Source organism: Bacillus sp. FSL K6-6038 (assembly GCF_038050455.1).
Taxonomy (GTDB): domain Bacteria; phylum Bacillota; class Bacilli; order Bacillales; family Bacillaceae_G; genus Bacillus_A; species Bacillus_A pseudomycoides.
In genome coordinates this window covers 1,850,064-1,866,109 of record NZ_JBBOUH010000001.1, presented here as the reverse complement: position 1 = coordinate 1,866,109, position 16,046 = coordinate 1,850,064, and the positions used below count along the sequence as shown (strand labels likewise).

The following is a 16,046-nucleotide window of genomic DNA, read 5'->3' as shown; positions in this document are numbered from 1 at the left end:
AATGTAATTTTCAAACTTAAATACAACATTTCCCTTGAAAAAGCTTTTTCTAGATTTGTTTTAAAATGATTCAAAAACCAATAAAAAAAGAGCTAATATTTCTGTATCAGGCAATTAGCTCTTTTCCACCTCAGTATTTTTATTTTTCAGCTATAAAAGCATGTTTATACGTGTATACACCGCCAAATTGATGCTTCTCAATGCCCTTTATACGCTCCTTCTGTATATATGCTGAACCAGTATGATAAAGAGGAGCAACTGCCGCATCTTCCAATACTATTCGCTCTGCCTCTTGTAAGGCTTTCCATCTTTTTTGTTGATCTAGTACAATATCATATTTTGCTTTCTTTATAAGATCATCATAATCAGAATTCGAGTAATCCATCTTATTATTAGGGCTATCTGTCGTAAATAATTCTAAGTAATTTATCGGATCTTTGTAATCTGGCCCCCATACTACCATAGATATATCATATTGCCCTGTTTGTTCTAGTTGTAATTTTTGCTTAAATGGTTGCTGTTTAATCTGCACTGTTAAACCTTGTAAATGCTTTTCTAAATCTCCTTTTATATATTCAGCTATACGTTTTGCATTATCTTGCTCAAATGTCAAGAACTCCACTGTAACATTTTCCGTGCCAAGCTCTTTTTTCGCGTCTTCCCAAAGTTCTTTTGCTTTTTCTAAATCGTAATCAGCAATATTCCCATTTTCCTTTCGAAAATCTTTCCCGGTTACTTCATTCTTATACCCTGTTGGAATCAAGCCATGCGCAGGAGATGCACCGTTGTTTATAAAGTGATTTATAAGCTCTTCTTTATTTACTGCTAAAGAAATTGATTGCCGAAGTTTTTTATTTGCTAGTGAAGTATTCCCTTCATTAAAGCGAAGCATAGCTATAGCAGGATCACTTGACACATGTAGCTCCTTATTGTTTTTATATTGGTCTACAAATGTAGAATTAATAGGTACTCGATCGAGACTACCAGATTCATATAAATTTACAGCTGTCATTGTATCTTTTATAATATGAAAGTTTATTTCATCTAGCTTCACTTTCCGCTTATCCCAATATGTATCATTTTTCTTTAATTGAAATTCTTGTTCATGCTTCCATTTTTCTAACACAAACGCTCCATTATATATAAGATTATCTGGTTCTAATCCATAACGATCTCCTTGTTCTTTCACAAATGATTCATGCTGTGGTAAATAAATAGGCAACGCTAATAATTGCAATAAATAAGGGACAGGCTGCTCTAACTGTACTTCTAGCGTATAATTATCTAATGCCTTTACTCCTAGTCGATCAGTAGCCAATGTACCTTTATTAATTTCTTGTGCGTTTTTTATATAAAATAGCATGTATGCATATTGAGATGCTGTTTCAGGACTCAATGTCCGTTTCCACGAAAAAGTAAAATCATGTGCTGTTACCGATTCCCCATTTGACCATTTTGCATCTTTACGCAAATGGAATGTATATCTTTTCCCATCCTCACTTTTCTCAAATGACTTCGCCACACCAGGTACGGGCTTGTCTTGATTATCTAGCACATACAACCCTTCAAATATATTTTGCATCACATGTGATGATGTACCATCCATCACTTTCGCTGTATCAAGAGAAGGAATTTCTTCTGATACTGTTACATTTAACACTTGTTTTTGAACCTCTTTATTAACTTTATTCGCTGTACTACTACAAGCCGATAAAATCAAAGATGTGACAAGTGTAATTACTAGTAAGCGGCTCTTTTTCTGCTTCATGAATTTTTCTCCTTAAATTCAAATAATATTATAAAACGTTATATATTATAACAGAAGGATCAGTATAAAGTCGTGATATTCTATTGAATATTTATTCGTTTCACATAAAATTCACAAAAAAACGCTTCCCTCTTGTATTTTATTAAAAAGGGAAGCGTTCGTTATCAATTCCTCTATTTCAACTACATCTTCAATCCTCGTTTATAACGACTTGCCTCAAAAATAATTCGCTCTTCATCTAATGTTTTACATTCACCATTCCACACAATATGTTTCCCATTAATTACAACATCAGATACATCTTTTCCACTTGCTGCATACACAAGGTGTGACAACACTTCTTCTGCTGGCTGTAGATGCGGCTTATTGGATGGATCAATTGTAATAAAGTCAGCACACTTTCCTACTTCAATGGAACCTGTTTGTTTCATCCCAATGACTTCTGCCGCTCCTTTTGTTGCGAGTGAAAGAGCTGTTTCAACTGGTAATGCAGTCGCATCTTTATGAATACCCTTTTGCAATAAAGTTGCAACTCGAAGCTCCTCAAACATATCTAAATTATTGTTAGATGCAACGCTATCTGTTGCAATACCAACTTTTATTCCCGCTTCTAACATTCCCTTAACATTCGCTATACCGGACCCTAATTTTAAATTGCTATTTGGATTGTGTGCTACACGAACGTCATGTTCCGCTAAGAATGCGCGCTCATCTTCATTTAACACAACGCCATGTGCAATAACTGTCGGTCTCTTAAATAAACCACAGCTCGCTGCATATTCTACAGGACGTTTGCCATATCGCGCTTCAATATCGCGTACTTCACGCTCTGTTTCTGAAAGATGGATGTGAACCAACGTATGGTTTTCCACCGCGATTCTCGCACACTCTTCTAACATTTCAGTAGAGCATGCATATGGACTATGAGGAGCAACCATCGTTGTTAACATGCCGTTTTCACTGTAATATCGTTTTACATATTTTTCAGCATCTTGAATTGCTTTCTTTTCATCCTCTTTCGTTCCAAAACTAAATAAAGTTCTTGAAACCGCTGCTCGCATTCCACTATTACGAACCGTTTCCATAATCGCATCCTGATCTACACCAATTGGATTAAACATATCAGAAAATGTTGTTGTACCACTTTTTACCATTTCTAATAAACCAAGTTCTGTACTAGCAACAGCAAGCTCTGGCGTAAATTGACTTTCAAGAGGCCAAATTCTTGTTTCAAGCCACGGCTGTAATAACATATCATCACCAATGCCACGTAAAAGACTCATCACAACATGTGTATGCGTATTCACAAGACCTGGAAATAGCCACTTTCCCTTCAAATCTATCACTTGATCCACTTGATTTCGATTAGAAAATTCTCCATTTTGTACTTCTATAATCTTATCATCTTCTACAATGATATATCCGTTTTCAAACACTTCATTCTGTTCATTTAGCGTTGCAATCGTAGCGCTTACATAAGCTGTTTTCAAAAGTATTTCCCCTCTCGACTCTATAAAGTATGTTCCCCTTTAAAAAGTTACCACCATTATAGTAACTCATTGGACATTAGGAGTCAAAAGATATTTCACTTCAAACAAATTCTATTGCATAAAGATATGCATTTTCTGTTTTAAAGCATAATATTGCCTATCATTTGTGTCTGCAAATGCTTCTTCTCTATTAGAAGGCATATCCATATAAGCTATCTCTTCAAAAAATTGTGTTGCTGTAAAATCATATCGTTTTCCATTTATAACATTATAAAAGTGCCAATCTTCGCCAACTTGCGTCTTTTTTATTTCCCCTCCAAACAAATCATGTATAACAAGTGCTGTTACACCACATTGCCCTTTTGCCGGATTTTCTATCGTCCACTTTGAACTTGTTTCAAGTGACCAAGATTTCATTAAAATCTTGTAGATTTGTGCGATTTCAAAACCATCCATTTCAGCATCTCCCATGTATACTCATTTTTATACATCATATTGCAAAAGTGGCAGAACACGATCTTTAAAAACTGTTGAAGGTGTCTCTCCAATCAATTTTGCACCCATTTTCATGTAGTAGCCTTTCGCATTTGGATCACTATCAATTGTAAAACTCTTAATTCCTAATTCAACTGCTTTTTCTACGACACTTTGCCATAGAATGTTACCATAACCCTTTCCCTTATAATTTGGATGTAAATATAAAAAATCGAGAACATCTTCTTCTTTTCGTTGAAATGAAAAAAAACCAATTTTCACTCCTTCATTTTCTAAAATATATACGTAGTGATTTTTAATATACTCTTCCGTAATCGTTAAATCTTCCTTACATGCTAGTATAAATTCTTCGCTGTAATCCCAAGTTGCCTTTGATGCTAGTGCTATATGACTTAGTTCATTTGCCTCGTTTAATAATGCTTTCCTCACTACCATTTCTCCCTCTCCCTTTCCTTTAAATTACAAAAAGAACCCTTACTGATACTTTATCATAGTAAGAGTTCTCTCATCATTTTAATCTACCTTCGCTCCATAACACCTCGCCACAGCAACCGCCTGCGTTATATCCAATCTTACATTCTGTAAATCAAATGCTCTAAAGTCAATTCTATCCACTACAGCTCCTCTTAAATCTGCACCTATAAGCTTCGCTTTTCCTAATTGTGCACCTGTTAAATCAACATCACGTAAATCAGCTTTTTCTAAATTACATTCACAAAGATCCGCTTCAACTAAGCGAATACCCTTTAATTTTTGTTTACTTAAATTCGCAAATCTTAAATTTGTATATGACCAATCGCCAAATACAATCGTTATTCCATCTAAATTCGCCTCTTCAAAATCAGAACCCGTCATTTTACATTCCTCAAACTTAGAAACAAATAAATTCGCTCCAGAAAATTTACAATTTGCAAACGTACTTCCCTGGTGAATTGAAGCATTAAAAAGAGCGCCTGTGAAGTCACATTCTATGAAATTACAATTTTCCGTTACAATTTCTGATGCATCTACACCTCTAAAACGACACTTTATAAATGTACAATTTTTTAATTCCTCTTCTTTTATAGCAACATCACGAAAATCTATTTCTATATACTCGTTATTTACAAATTCACTCATGCTTTCCCTCCAAATTCCCAAAAAGAAACCTCACTACAACAAAAGTGAGGTTTCTTTTTATATAATATGTTCATCTAACCAAGAAATCAAATCTTGAAATACTTCATCCCTATTTACTTCATGGAACATTTCGTGCCTTCCATTTTCATATAGGCGAAGTGTTACATCTTTCACACCGCAATTTTTATACATATCGTATACTTCTTTTACGCCTTTCCCCATATCTCCCACTGGATCACGATCTCCGGAAAAAATATGTATAGGAAGGTCTTTCGGCGTTTTTTTATATTCTTCTGGTCTATTCACTTCAAGCATACCACTAAATAATTCACGGTAAAAACTCGTTGAACAAATAAAACCACATAACGGATCTTCTATGTATCTATCAACTTGATTTGTATCTGAAGAAAGCCAATCAAACTTTGTCCGATTCGGTTTAAAATTGGAATTAAAGTTTCCAAATGACAAAAAGTTCAACATTGGACTTTTCGTTTTTGTGCCGCGAAGCTTCATTTCAATCGTTGCCACTTTATGACCTAGTACACCTAAAAATCCAAGGTTTCCACCTGTCCCAGAAATAAGGAATCCATCATATAGGTCACCACGAAGTTGTACAGTACGTCTAGATAAGAAAGAACCCATACTGTGACCTAATAAAAAGAGCGGACAAGTATGTTCATTACGAATAAGTTCCGATACAAAGATTATGTCAGAAACAGCTTGATCCCAGCCAACATTCGGTTCGAAATGGCCATAATCCTCTTCTTGTTTTGCTGTTTTTCCATGTCCCCGGTGATCATGAGCATATACACCATAACCAGCCTTCAATAAGGCATCAATGTATTCTGTATAGACACCAGCATGTTCCGTCATACCATGTGCAATCTGTACAATTCCACGAATTTCACTTTCCGGCAGCCACTTACGCAAATAAATTTCCGATCCATCCAACACTGTAACAAAGCTTTCCTGTATGTTCATTTTGAAGGCCCCCAAATCTATATAATCTATTAACAATAGCAATCTATATATCTAAAAAATGAATCACTATTCATTCTTCTTACTATGTATTATATGCAATTGTTTGTATTATGACAAACACTGCACTTTCTAAGCAAAGACTCAAACCATTATCTTGACGAACAACAAATTAAATATTATAGTTACTTACATAAAGTAATTGATATATTTTAGGAGGTTTCACTTATGATGCCATCATTATTTTTAGCGCACGGCTCACCAATGCTTGCTATTCAAGATACAGATTATACACGTTTTCTAAAAACACTTGGAGAAACATATAAACCAAAAGCAATTGTTATTTTTACAGCACACTGGGAAACTGAAGTATTAACTATCTCATCTTCAGATAATGAATATGAAACAATTTATGATTTCGGCGGATTCCCTCCTGAATTATATGAAATAAAATATAAAGCAAAAGGTTCTTCAGCCATTGCAACAATGCTAGAAACAAAATTTAAGAATAACGGGATTCCCGTTCACAAAGATACAACTCGAGGATTAGATCATGGTTCATGGACACTATTACATCGTATGTATCCAAAAGCCGATATACCCGTCGTTCAAATTTCAGTAAATCCATTCCTTCCCGCAAAAGAGCAATATGAAATTGGACAAGCGATTCAAGGACTTGGTCAAGAGGATATTTTAGCAATCGGCAGCGGTGTTACTGTCCATAATTTACGTGCACTCAAATGGGATCAAGTGACTCCTGAACGATGGGCTGTTGAATTTGATGATTGGATTATAAATCATATGCAAAATAACGATAAAGATTCATTGTTTAACTGGGAAACTGCCGCTCCTCACGCCCGTTTAGCCGTTCCAAGAGCAGAACACTTTGTCCCTCTTTTCATCGCTATGGGAAGTGGTAATGCTGAAGGGAAAGTCATTCATCGTAGCTATGAGCTTGGAACATTAAGTTACCTTTGCTTCCAGTTTTAACTGATTTCGAACAAAAAGGATGAAGCACGGTTCGCTTCATCCTTTTTACAACTTACATATTTCACCTTGTTAACTAACTTTCAAATGCTCTTTTTCTGACACCACTGCACCTTTACTATTGAAATATACCCAAATGCAAGCTAAGAATAAAAGCGATGCTGTAGAGAAGAATACATATTGAAACCCGGCATGTGCGGCAATTTGTCCACCGAGTACTGGTCCAATCATATTTCCTAAAAACTGAAAGGATTGATTATATCCAAAAATACGTCCAGTCACATGTTGTGGTGTATGTTGTTTAAGTAGAGTTTGTACGGAAGGTAACAATCCAGCTTGTGCAATCCCTAATAGAAAACGCAATATGAATAATTGCCAAGCGGCTGTCACAAATGCTTGTGGAATAAAAACAATTCCTGCAACGAACAATGCTACAACTAACGTTTTTTGAGGGCCAATATGATCCGATAATCTCCCTAGTTTAGGAGCTGCTAAAATGACTGCTAGACCTGTTGCAGATATCACTGCCCCCGCAATTATCTCAATATGATCCGTATGAGGACCCGCTAAATGTTTCACATACAACGTAATAATAGGTTGTATGGACATATTTGCAAGTTGAATTATAAAGGTTACTACAAATAGGCTTATAATAAAATGTTTCGCCGGAACCATCGTCCATACTTTTTTTGGTTGCTCTTTTTTTGCTTGAACAGAATGATTCGATTCATGTAAAAAGAAAAAAACAATTAAAAATGAAAGAAATAAAAAAGCACCCGTTACTAAAAATACATGACGCATTCCGATTAATTCAGACAAATAGCCACCAAGCATCGGGCCAAGTAAGGAACCACTTACACCACCTGTTGATATAGTAGAAATTGCCCAGCCTGAATGCTCTTTCGGTGTTTCTGCTGCTATAAATGTGATTGCAGTTGAAAGAAATCCTGACACTGCCCCCATTAAAAAACGAAGTGCAACTAATTGATATACATTTGTAACAAATCCCATAAGCGTCATAATCATTGCCATACCAAGACTCGCACGAATGAGCATCAATTTCCGACCATGTATATCACCGAGTTTCCCCCATATTGGTGATACAATCGCACCCATTAAAAAAGTTACACCGAATGCAATTCCTGACCACTGTGCAATTTCAGATGTACCCGTTACTCCTAGATCCTCAATATAAAAGGATAAAAATGGTATCACTAAACTCATACCGGCTGCAGTGGTAAAACACCCAAGCCAACAAATGATTAAATTTCTTTTCCAGCTGGCCATTTGCACACCTTCTTTCTTAGATACCCATTCTACACCCTTCTACTGAAAAAGTTTAGCAATATGATTCATAGATCAAACCTTATTCAAAAACTACAATAACATGTAAGAACAATAAACAACACTCCTATTGCTTCTGTGACATTTCTAATCAAAGCAATCTTTATATAATATGTATTACTTGCGCACCACAACTCTCCTCATAAAACTCAATCGGACCTGCCTGACCAATCACTGCATATTCATAACCAATTTGCTGCATTTCAGCCAAGCATCTATGTAATAGTTCTCTTCCTACACCCTTTACACGATTATTTTTAGCGATTCCCATCGGTCCAAACAGCCCCTTCTTTCCTCTTACAACATCATAACAAGCAAAACCAATAATCTTCTTCTCTTGCACTGCGATATATATTGGCATTTCTTGATATATTTGAAAACCATTATGAATTGCATCGATCCATCTTTCTCCAAATTCAAACATAACAAATTGACGAAGTTCTTCTAAATCAGATTGAACAGCTCGTCTAACATTGCAAACGGCATGTTTCATACTTGTTGGTATTTCACAACTATTCAAATTTACAGTCATATCTCTTGGTACTGAAACAATCTGTAAAATACTTTGTTTCATATCTTCGTCTATTAGACTTGCTATTGTCTCATCTTGCTGAAGGATCACGCTTAAAATATGTCCTTCATTCACATATAATTGATTAAATCGCGCCATCTTATGTTTAGCTAACTGTAATATCCCCATTGTTTTATAAGAAACTTTGTATCCTTGTACTTCTATATATCTTTTATCTTGAAAGCCCCTTTGTTGTAATTGTACAAATTTCGTTACAAAATCTAGCCCTATATTATGAAATAAATACATATATAATTCACTACAAACCCCTGTTCCTTCTTTATAGGCTCCTATAAATAAATCTAACGGGCGAATGATATACTCATTATATTTAGATTCTTTGCTTGCAATTTGAAAGATTCTATTTACACGCTTTGTGAATCGAAACTCTTCCATGTATATTCTCCCTTCTACGGCAATTTTTTAAATATACACTTCGCTCCTGTATCATCAGATTCTATACTCCAGTCGATACCCATCTCTTTCGCCATAACAGCAATAATAGATAATCCAATTCCCGCACCTTTATTTTGCGAATGAGTATTTTGAAAACCTGGCCCATGGTCAACAACTGTAATTGTTTTTTCCCCATGGTTTACATATACCCCTATAAATTTCCCATCATCTGCATGCCTAACTACATTTTGAATTACATTATCTATAATTCTTTGAAACCAATTTTCATCGATATTCCAAAACAATTGCTTTTCTGGAATCACAATATCAACCTCAAAACCTTTCTCATCTAATATGTCATACCATGATGCAACAACCTTTCTCATTAAACGTGTCATATCCCTTCGTTCCGGATGATATGGATATTTCTTTGCCGTTATTAATGAATACGATAGTAAGTTCTCTATTAACTCCGCTAAGTAATTAATTTTTTCATCCATTCGTACGATTGTTTTCTGTCCTTTGACTGAGATAACTTCTTCTTTTAAAGAATCTATTTGTGCACGCATTGTCGTTAATGGCGTTCGCAAATCATGAGAAAGATCGGCAATTAGTTTTCTACGAAATTGCTCCTCTTCCTCCTCCTTCAATCGACTTTGCTGTAAAGCCTCTACCATACGATTAAAAGACTCTTCTAATAAGCCGATCTCGTCTTGCTTTGATATAGAAATTTTTGACGGAAGTGTCTGGTCTTGCGGAAGTTCCATTGCTTTTTGTAGCTTTAATAATCTTTTTCTAATCTTAAGAAAAAAGATGATAGAGATAATGATAAATGTTGTAAAACATCCAATAATAACCATTTCAAAAACAATTTCATATCTTTCACGTATTTGAGCAATTGGTGCCTTCACATATTTCCTCGGAATTTGAAATACCATAAATGCCCCTTGCTTCTCTTTTCCAATGTAAGATACAACTGTAAATGGATCCCCTTCAAAACTCCTTTTCATAAATGCAACTGCATCACTTACACTCCACTCCTGTGGAATATTTTGTTTTCCAGGAATTTGAAGGTTCGTTTTCCCTTTATTATCTACCCAAAACATTGATCCTTCTGGATATTTCCCTTGAAATTCTTGAAAAGTTCGCTCAATTCCTTCAGGATTTTTTTCGTGTAAATCTGTCGCTTTATTTCTCCATTCCTCTTCTATTTGCACACTAGAATACGCAACTTTAAAATCCTCTATCCACTCGATATATTTAATGAAGAGAAACGAACTGAGTGGGACAATGAGAGGTAACAATATAACCGCTATAAATATGATAAATAAGTACTTTCGTAATAGTGATGTACTTTTTATCATACTTTACACCGATAACCTATTCCACGTATTGTTTCTATTATTTGAGGACTACTTGGATTTCTCTCTATTTTTTCGCGTAAATGACGGATATGAACCATCAATGATTTATCTCCTTCTATGTAGGATTCATTCCATACTGCCTCAAAAATTTGTTCTTTCGTTAATGTACGATTCATATTCTTCATCAAATAAAAAAAGATTTGATGCTGCTTTCCTGATAAAACAATTTCTTCACCCGTGTCTATATCAACAATCCGGTATTCTTTCATAAATACTTTTAAATGTTTCACATGTTGCACTTCTGCTCCATCTTTGTTGTACCGCCTTAATAAAACTTCAATACGTGCCATTAACTCTTTTGGATGGAATGGCTTTGTTATATAATCATCAGCAAATGTTAATCCATATATTTTATCTTCTAATGTTGTTCTTGCAGTTAGCATAATAATAGGGGTATCTGGATATTCACTTTTAAAACGTTGACCTAGTGTAAAACCATCAAGGCCTGGCAACATAACGTCTAAAACAATTACATCTGCTATTTCACATACTTCATTCGTACCATTCTCTGAAGTAAACCATGCAACTTCATACTCTTGTTTCTGCAGTTCTCTTTTGACCCATTCCCCAATCTCGTGATCATCCTCAACATATAAAATGTGTGTCATTTCTTCACCTTCATATACAAATTTAACCTTTCTCTTCCATCATAAGGAATACAACACGATTTGAAAACCAGCACACTCCAAAATTAGGGAATACTGTATAAATTTAAACAAATCTTAAACTCTTCTAACATTATCATTAACCTTTATTTCCTATACTTGATTTGAGGTGATAGGAACATGAATTATATTTTGAAAACGACAGGGTTAACAAAAAGATATCGAAATGATTATGTAGTACATAACGTAGATTTAAAAATTCCAAAAGGAGAGATTTATGGATTTCTCGGGCCTAACGGAGCTGGTAAAACAACTAGCATTCGCATGTTATTAGGCCTTATTAAACCAACGCAAGGAAAGGTCGTGATATTTCAACAAGATTTGGCTAAAGAACGCTTATCCATATTATCTAAAATTGGAGCTCTCGTTGAAAATCCATCTTATTATGCCCACCTAAATGCCATTGAGAATTTAGAGGTTTACCGGATTTTAAGAAATGCTCCGAAAGAAAAAATTGAGGAAGTGTTACAAATTGTCGGTTTACAACATGCTGCCAAACAAAAGGTAAAAGAATACTCATTAGGAATGAAACAACGGTTAGGAATTGCAATTGCCTTACTTGGTGATCCACAGCTATTAATTTTAGATGAACCGACAAACGGACTCGATCCAGAGGGGATTCATGAGATTCGTACGTTAATTAAGCAATTAGCAAAAGAAAGAGGAATTACCATCCTTATATCTAGTCACTTATTAAGTGAAATTGATCAAATGGCAACTTATGTTGGTATCATTGCAAAAGGAAAGCTTATTTTTCAAGACAAAATAGAAACATTGCGCCGCCATGCTCAGCACTCTATTTCACTTATGACAGACAAATCAGATGCAGCTTGGAAAATCATTCTCGCTAAGGGGATTCCTTCTATGCAAGAAGAGCAGCGAATTATTCTATCAAATGTATCAAATGAAACTGTTGGCGAAATTGTAAAAACACTTGTAACACATAACATTTCTGTATTCCGAATTGAAGAAAATAAAAAGTCACTCGAAGAGATATTCTTACAGCTTATAAAGGAGGAAGAGACACATGTACAAACGCCTCTTTCAATCTGAGCTTTTAAAAATAAAAAGGAAGTGGATTTGGTTTTTAATCTTTTTAGGACCAATAGGTGTTATTTCTCTTCAAGCATGTAACTTCTTTCTTCGATATGATTGGTTGACAAAGAAATATGCGAAAGACTTATGGAGCGGCCTCATTTCTGAAGCTCAACCGCTTGCTCTCACAACTCTTATATTAGGAATTACGATTGTTACTTCTTTAATTGCGCACATAGAGCATCATTCTAGTTCATGGAAGCATCTCTTATCCTTACCTATTAATAAGCGACATATTTTTCTAGTAAAATTCATACTGGTATTTTTCCTGCTTGCTGTATCTTGTTCTTTATTATTAATTGGCATAGTTGGATTGGGTTTAGCATTACAATTCGATGCTTCCATTCCATGGCTTTCTATATTTAAAATGAGTTTCTATCCTTATTGGTCGGCACTGCCAATTGTAGCGCTACAACTATGGATTGCTATCATATTTCAAAACCAAAGTATCGCATTTACAATCGGACTTTTAGGAACTATTTTCACAATGTTTTCAGTAGCTCTTCCCAATTGGTTCATATGGAGATGGCCAAGCCTACGTATTGACTGGGGATCTCCACTTCTATGTGTAGCAATAGGTCTAATCGTTGGTATATGTATGTTATGTATTGAAACAGCAGATTTTACTAGAAGGGATGTGCATAAATAATGCTTTGGCTTAAAACCATACAAGCTGAATTTTATAAAATTAAAAAAACCAAAATATGGACATTACTATTTTTAAGCCCGATTTTAGCAGGAGTAATAGCTTATGCAAATGCCTCAAACTATCCCGATTATAAACATTGGGAGTTAATTTATAATATCATGATAATGGTACATGGTATGTTGCTTCTTCCATTATTAACAGGCATTTTCATTGCATTTATTTGCCGATATGAACATTCAAATGGTGGTTGGAAACAACTTTTAGTACAACCTATATCACGATATCACGTCTATATTATAAAATTTCTCTTTATTCTCTTATTTATAGGTGCGATGCAAGTCTTCTTCATTATAAGTTATATTAGCGTTGGACAACTTTTGCATGTCCCTGGGCCATTCCCTCTAGCTACTATAGTAAAAAGTGTAGTAGGCGGCTGGATTGCTACCCTCCCTTTAATCGCCTTACAATTATGGGTTTCAAGTATTTGGTCCAGCTTTTCAGCACCGATTGCTTTAAATGTTATAGCTTCCATACCCGCTATGATAATTGCGAATTCTGCAAGGTTCGGTCCCATCTATCCATGGTCCCAACCTTTTCTTGCTATGCTTCCTAAAGAAGGCTCTGGGCTGTTTTATATCTCTGTTCAAACACTAGTATTTGTCGTAATCGGGAGCTTTGTGATTGTATTTATAGGTGGCTTTGTTCATTTTATGAAAAAAGCATATTAATTTTTTACATACAGATAGCCCAAAACTGTTTCAAAACAGGATTGGGCTATTCAGCCTAACTAAACATACAAATCATATCCATATATAATAGAAACAATAATCCCAACTACCACTATCCCAGGCAATAAACTTGCCACTTTTATCTTAATAAATCCAAGCAAATTGAGTCCGATTGCAAAAATCATAATCCCACCAGTCGCGGTCATTTCTACGATAAACTGATTCATTAGCTTCTCTGGTACAAAACTATTAATTTGCGTCGCGAAAATCGCAATACCTCCCTCATATAAAATGACTGGTATTGCTGAAAATAGTACGCCTATTCCAAGCGTTGTCGTTAAAATAAGCGAAATAAATCCATCAATAATTGCTTTTGTAAATAGCACATCATGATTTCCACGAATACCGCTATCCAAAGCTCCAAGTATCCCCATTGCTCCGATAGCAAAGATTAATGTAGCTGTCACAAATCCAAGAGATATACTCCCTTCTCCTTTTGAGCCAACCTTTTTTTCTAGCCAATCCCCTAAACTCTTTAACTTTCCTTCTAACTCCAACCATTCTCCAATCACTGAACCAATAACAAGACTTATAATTACAACAAGAAAGTTTTCGCTTTTTAATCCCATTTGAAGACCAAGTACAGTAACAGCTAAACCAATTGTATGCATAACTGTCCCTTTCATACTTTCTGGAATATTACTTAATAGTTTACCTAATATAGTACCAATTAGTATACAAATTCCGTTCACTACTGCTCCTAATATAACCATTATGCCTTCTCCATCCTCTTCAACCATTATTTTTCAAATTTTTATATCTAACATACAACAAAATACACGGAATTTTAACAGAATTTTCAAAACTCTACAAGTAAAATCGACTTATGTATTGTATTTTTTCCTCGTTTCATGTTACCGTAATATTACACTATGAGATGAGCTCTTAATACATAGCTATCATCTGACATAAGCATCTTTCATCTTACATACCATGTCTAGCATACATAAAGTGAAACTTTAATCAGCTCTCACCAATCAGACTTTTACGGGCAGTTCATCTCCCACCTTAACCTCTTTGCTTCCGCTGAATTTTAAGACGGAAGTGTTACTGTCCATAAATAGCGGGATAAACTATTAAGCACTTACTCATTTTTGTACATATTATATGAAACTCTCATCATTGAACTTTCTAAAAGAAAGTCATGATATAAAAAGAAAAAGGAAAGATAACTATGACACCTTTATTTAAACGATTTATTTTAATAGTAATTCTCATTACACCGATTGTTTTATTGATAAATAACTCCTTTACATCAAAAGCAAAAGATACAGCTGGGGTAGAAAATAAAACGAAAAAAGCAACGGACACAAAGAAGAAAGAGAATCCTGAAATTACAATTACTTTCTCTGGTGATACGATGTTCGATTGGAATTTACGACCAGCTATTCAAAAAAACGGTGCTGATTATCCGTTCCAGCATGTAAAAGATGAAATAACCAAAGCTGATATTTCCTTTATAAACTTGGAATCTGCATTTACAACACGGGAGAAAAAGGCCCCTGGTCAGTCATTCTGGATCAAAAGCGATCCTTCCACATTACAAGCTATTAAAAACACAGGCTATGACATTGTGAATATTGGCAATAACCATACGCTCGACTATGGACAAGATGGTTTAATGGATACGATATCTCATGTAGAAAAACTAAAACTCCCTTATATTGGAGCTGGAAAAAATGCAGATGATGCATACACAGCTAGAGAAATCACAGTAAAAGGGAAAAAAATTAAATTCCTTTCCTTTGTTCGTTTTATGCCTGACTTTACCTGGGTAGCTGGTAAAGACAAGCCAGGTGTTGCAAATGGATATGATATCAATCTAGTAACAAAAACGATTAAAGAACAAAAGAAAGACGCCGATTATCTGATTGTATATATGCATTGGGGTGTTGAAAAATCTAATAGACCTGTAGACTACCAAAAACAATATGTACCGAAAATAGTCGAAGCTGGTGCTGATGCGATTGTTGGAAGTCACCCACATTGGTTACAAGGATTTGAATACTACAACAAAGTCCCTGTCGCTTATTCATTAGGAAACTTCTTATTCCCTAACTATGTAAAAGGAAAAAGTGCTGAAACAGGTGTATTGACCCTTACATTTAAAGGAAAAGATGTACAAATGTCAATTAACCCTTATATCATTCGTAAAGATCAAATTTCACCAGCCACCCCTGAGGAAAAGAAAAAAACACTACAATATTTACAAACCATTTCAACTGATGTAGAAATTGATGAAACTGGAACAATCAAAAATAAACGTAGTTAGAAAAA

The 16,046-nt window shown here is 34.9% G+C and carries 16 protein-coding genes; 5 read left to right on the top strand and 11 right to left on the bottom strand.

Features of this window, described 5'->3' with window-relative positions:
• Positions 1 to 139: 139 nt before the first annotated feature.
• The 6 genes from NSQ40_RS09565 to NSQ40_RS09540 all read right to left on the bottom strand — a co-directional run bounded on the left by NSQ40_RS09565 (position 140) and on the right by NSQ40_RS09540 (position 5,853).
• Positions 140 to 1,768 (bottom strand): peptide ABC transporter substrate-binding protein, encoded by a 1,629-nt coding sequence (locus tag NSQ40_RS09565; RefSeq protein WP_003202742.1) that lies wholly within the window; start codon positions 1,766 to 1,768, stop codon positions 140 to 142.
• A 182-nt stretch (positions 1,769 to 1,950) separates the two neighbouring features.
• Positions 1,951 to 3,258, bottom strand: coding sequence for a bifunctional S-methyl-5'-thioadenosine deaminase/S-adenosylhomocysteine deaminase (locus NSQ40_RS09560; RefSeq protein WP_003206790.1), 1,308 nt, complete (start codon positions 3,256 to 3,258; stop codon positions 1,951 to 1,953).
• Between the two features lie 111 nt (positions 3,259 to 3,369).
• Positions 3,370 to 3,714 (bottom strand): YunG family protein, encoded by a 345-nt coding sequence (locus NSQ40_RS09555; protein ID WP_018766670.1) that lies wholly within the window; start codon positions 3,712 to 3,714, stop codon positions 3,370 to 3,372.
• A gap of 27 nt (positions 3,715 to 3,741) precedes the next feature.
• Positions 3,742 to 4,188, bottom strand: coding sequence for a GNAT family N-acetyltransferase (locus NSQ40_RS09550; protein WP_003202739.1), 447 nt, complete (start codon positions 4,186 to 4,188; stop codon positions 3,742 to 3,744).
• Positions 4,189 to 4,266: 78 nt separating this feature from the next.
• Positions 4,267 to 4,872: a pentapeptide repeat-containing protein gene (locus tag NSQ40_RS09545; protein WP_018781419.1), complete on the bottom strand. Its 606-nt coding sequence runs from the start codon at positions 4,870 to 4,872 to the stop codon at positions 4,267 to 4,269.
• 57 nt (positions 4,873 to 4,929) lie between these two features.
• Complete coding sequence (locus tag NSQ40_RS09540) at positions 4,930 to 5,853, bottom strand: alpha/beta hydrolase (protein ID WP_327807168.1); 924 nt, start codon at positions 5,851 to 5,853, stop codon at positions 4,930 to 4,932.
• A gap of 225 nt (positions 5,854 to 6,078) precedes the next feature.
• Between NSQ40_RS09540 and NSQ40_RS09535 the strand changes: the two genes are divergently transcribed.
• Positions 6,079 to 6,840: a DODA-type extradiol aromatic ring-opening family dioxygenase gene (locus NSQ40_RS09535; RefSeq protein WP_003206784.1), complete on the top strand. Its 762-nt coding sequence runs from the start codon at positions 6,079 to 6,081 to the stop codon at positions 6,838 to 6,840.
• A 69-nt stretch (positions 6,841 to 6,909) separates the two neighbouring features.
• Here the strand turns inward: NSQ40_RS09535 and NSQ40_RS09530 are convergent, their stop codons facing one another.
• The 4 genes from NSQ40_RS09530 to NSQ40_RS09515 form a co-directional block, all read right to left on the bottom strand.
• Positions 6,910 to 8,124, bottom strand: coding sequence for a multidrug efflux MFS transporter (locus NSQ40_RS09530; RefSeq protein WP_033796055.1), 1,215 nt, complete (start codon positions 8,122 to 8,124; stop codon positions 6,910 to 6,912).
• Between the two features lie 160 nt (positions 8,125 to 8,284).
• Complete coding sequence (locus NSQ40_RS09525) at positions 8,285 to 9,148, bottom strand: GNAT family N-acetyltransferase (protein ID WP_003206782.1); 864 nt, start codon at positions 9,146 to 9,148, stop codon at positions 8,285 to 8,287.
• 14 nt (positions 9,149 to 9,162) lie between these two features.
• On the bottom strand, positions 9,163 to 10,512 hold the full coding sequence (locus NSQ40_RS09520) for a HAMP domain-containing sensor histidine kinase (protein WP_327807169.1): 1,350 nt from the start codon (positions 10,510 to 10,512) through the stop codon (positions 9,163 to 9,165).
• The gene (locus NSQ40_RS09515; RefSeq protein ID WP_003202718.1) at positions 10,509 to 11,180 is read right to left on the bottom strand and encodes a response regulator transcription factor; all 672 of its coding nucleotides are present in this window, start codon (positions 11,178 to 11,180) and stop codon (positions 10,509 to 10,511) included. Before NSQ40_RS09515 ends, NSQ40_RS09520 begins: the two co-directional genes overlap by 4 nt.
• A gap of 177 nt (positions 11,181 to 11,357) precedes the next feature.
• On the opposite strand from NSQ40_RS09515, the gene NSQ40_RS09510 reads away from it, so the two are divergent.
• The 3 genes from NSQ40_RS09510 to NSQ40_RS09500 are packed head-to-tail and all read left to right on the top strand — an operon-like array spanning position 11,358 to position 13,709.
• Positions 11,358 to 12,290, top strand: a complete 933-nt coding sequence (locus NSQ40_RS09510; RefSeq protein WP_003206779.1) for an ABC transporter ATP-binding protein — start codon at positions 11,358 to 11,360, stop codon at positions 12,288 to 12,290.
• Positions 12,265 to 12,981, top strand: coding sequence for an ABC transporter permease (locus NSQ40_RS09505; protein ID WP_018783452.1), 717 nt, complete (start codon positions 12,265 to 12,267; stop codon positions 12,979 to 12,981). The genes NSQ40_RS09510 and NSQ40_RS09505 overlap by 26 nt, the downstream gene beginning before the upstream one ends.
• Positions 12,981 to 13,709, top strand: a complete 729-nt coding sequence (locus NSQ40_RS09500; protein ID WP_327807170.1) for an ABC transporter permease — start codon at positions 12,981 to 12,983, stop codon at positions 13,707 to 13,709. Before NSQ40_RS09505 ends, NSQ40_RS09500 begins: the two co-directional genes overlap by 1 nt.
• A gap of 59 nt (positions 13,710 to 13,768) precedes the next feature.
• Here the strand turns inward: NSQ40_RS09500 and NSQ40_RS09495 are convergent, their stop codons facing one another.
• Positions 13,769 to 14,482 carry a DUF554 domain-containing protein gene (locus NSQ40_RS09495; RefSeq protein WP_033796054.1) on the bottom strand — a complete coding sequence of 238 codons (714 nt, stop codon included), beginning with the start codon at positions 14,480 to 14,482 and terminating at the stop codon, positions 13,769 to 13,771.
• A 461-nt stretch (positions 14,483 to 14,943) separates the two neighbouring features.
• On the opposite strand from NSQ40_RS09495, the gene NSQ40_RS09490 reads away from it, so the two are divergent.
• Entirely contained in the window at positions 14,944 to 16,041 is a 1,098-nt protein-coding gene (locus tag NSQ40_RS09490) for a CapA family protein (protein WP_098715899.1), read from the top strand.
• The last annotated feature ends 5 nt before the right edge of the window (positions 16,042 to 16,046 follow it).

Excerpts from the sequence above, each read along its gene's own strand:
- NSQ40_RS09510 (WP_003206779.1), top strand. The coding sequence starts at position 11,358 with ATGAATTATATTTTGAAAACGACAGGGTTAACAAAAAGATATCGAAAT.
- NSQ40_RS09555 (WP_018766670.1), bottom strand. The coding sequence starts at position 3,714 with ATGGATGGTTTTGAAATCGCACAAATCTACAAGATTTTAATGAAATCT.
- NSQ40_RS09515 (WP_003202718.1), bottom strand. The coding sequence starts at position 11,180 with ATGACACACATTTTATATGTTGAGGATGATCACGAGATTGGGGAATGG.
- NSQ40_RS09505 (WP_018783452.1), top strand. The coding sequence starts at position 12,265 with ATGTACAAACGCCTCTTTCAATCTGAGCTTTTAAAAATAAAAAGGAAG.
- NSQ40_RS09490 (WP_098715899.1), top strand. The coding sequence starts at position 14,944 with ATGACACCTTTATTTAAACGATTTATTTTAATAGTAATTCTCATTACA.
- NSQ40_RS09530 (WP_033796055.1), bottom strand. The coding sequence starts at position 8,124 with ATGGCCAGCTGGAAAAGAAATTTAATCATTTGTTGGCTTGGGTGTTTT.
- NSQ40_RS09545 (WP_018781419.1), bottom strand. The coding sequence starts at position 4,872 with ATGAGTGAATTTGTAAATAACGAGTATATAGAAATAGATTTTCGTGAT.
- NSQ40_RS09520 (WP_327807169.1), bottom strand. The coding sequence starts at position 10,512 with ATGATAAAAAGTACATCACTATTACGAAAGTACTTATTTATCATATTT.
- NSQ40_RS09495 (WP_033796054.1), bottom strand. The coding sequence starts at position 14,482 with ATGGTTATATTAGGAGCAGTAGTGAACGGAATTTGTATACTAATTGGT.
- NSQ40_RS09500 (WP_327807170.1), top strand. The coding sequence starts at position 12,981 with ATGCTTTGGCTTAAAACCATACAAGCTGAATTTTATAAAATTAAAAAA.
- NSQ40_RS09535 (WP_003206784.1), top strand. The coding sequence starts at position 6,079 with ATGATGCCATCATTATTTTTAGCGCACGGCTCACCAATGCTTGCTATT.
- NSQ40_RS09565 (WP_003202742.1), bottom strand. The coding sequence starts at position 1,768 with ATGAAGCAGAAAAAGAGCCGCTTACTAGTAATTACACTTGTCACATCT.
- NSQ40_RS09540 (WP_327807168.1), bottom strand. The coding sequence starts at position 5,853 with ATGAACATACAGGAAAGCTTTGTTACAGTGTTGGATGGATCGGAAATT.
- NSQ40_RS09550 (WP_003202739.1), bottom strand. The coding sequence starts at position 4,188 with ATGGTAGTGAGGAAAGCATTATTAAACGAGGCAAATGAACTAAGTCAT.
- NSQ40_RS09525 (WP_003206782.1), bottom strand. The coding sequence starts at position 9,148 with ATGGAAGAGTTTCGATTCACAAAGCGTGTAAATAGAATCTTTCAAATT.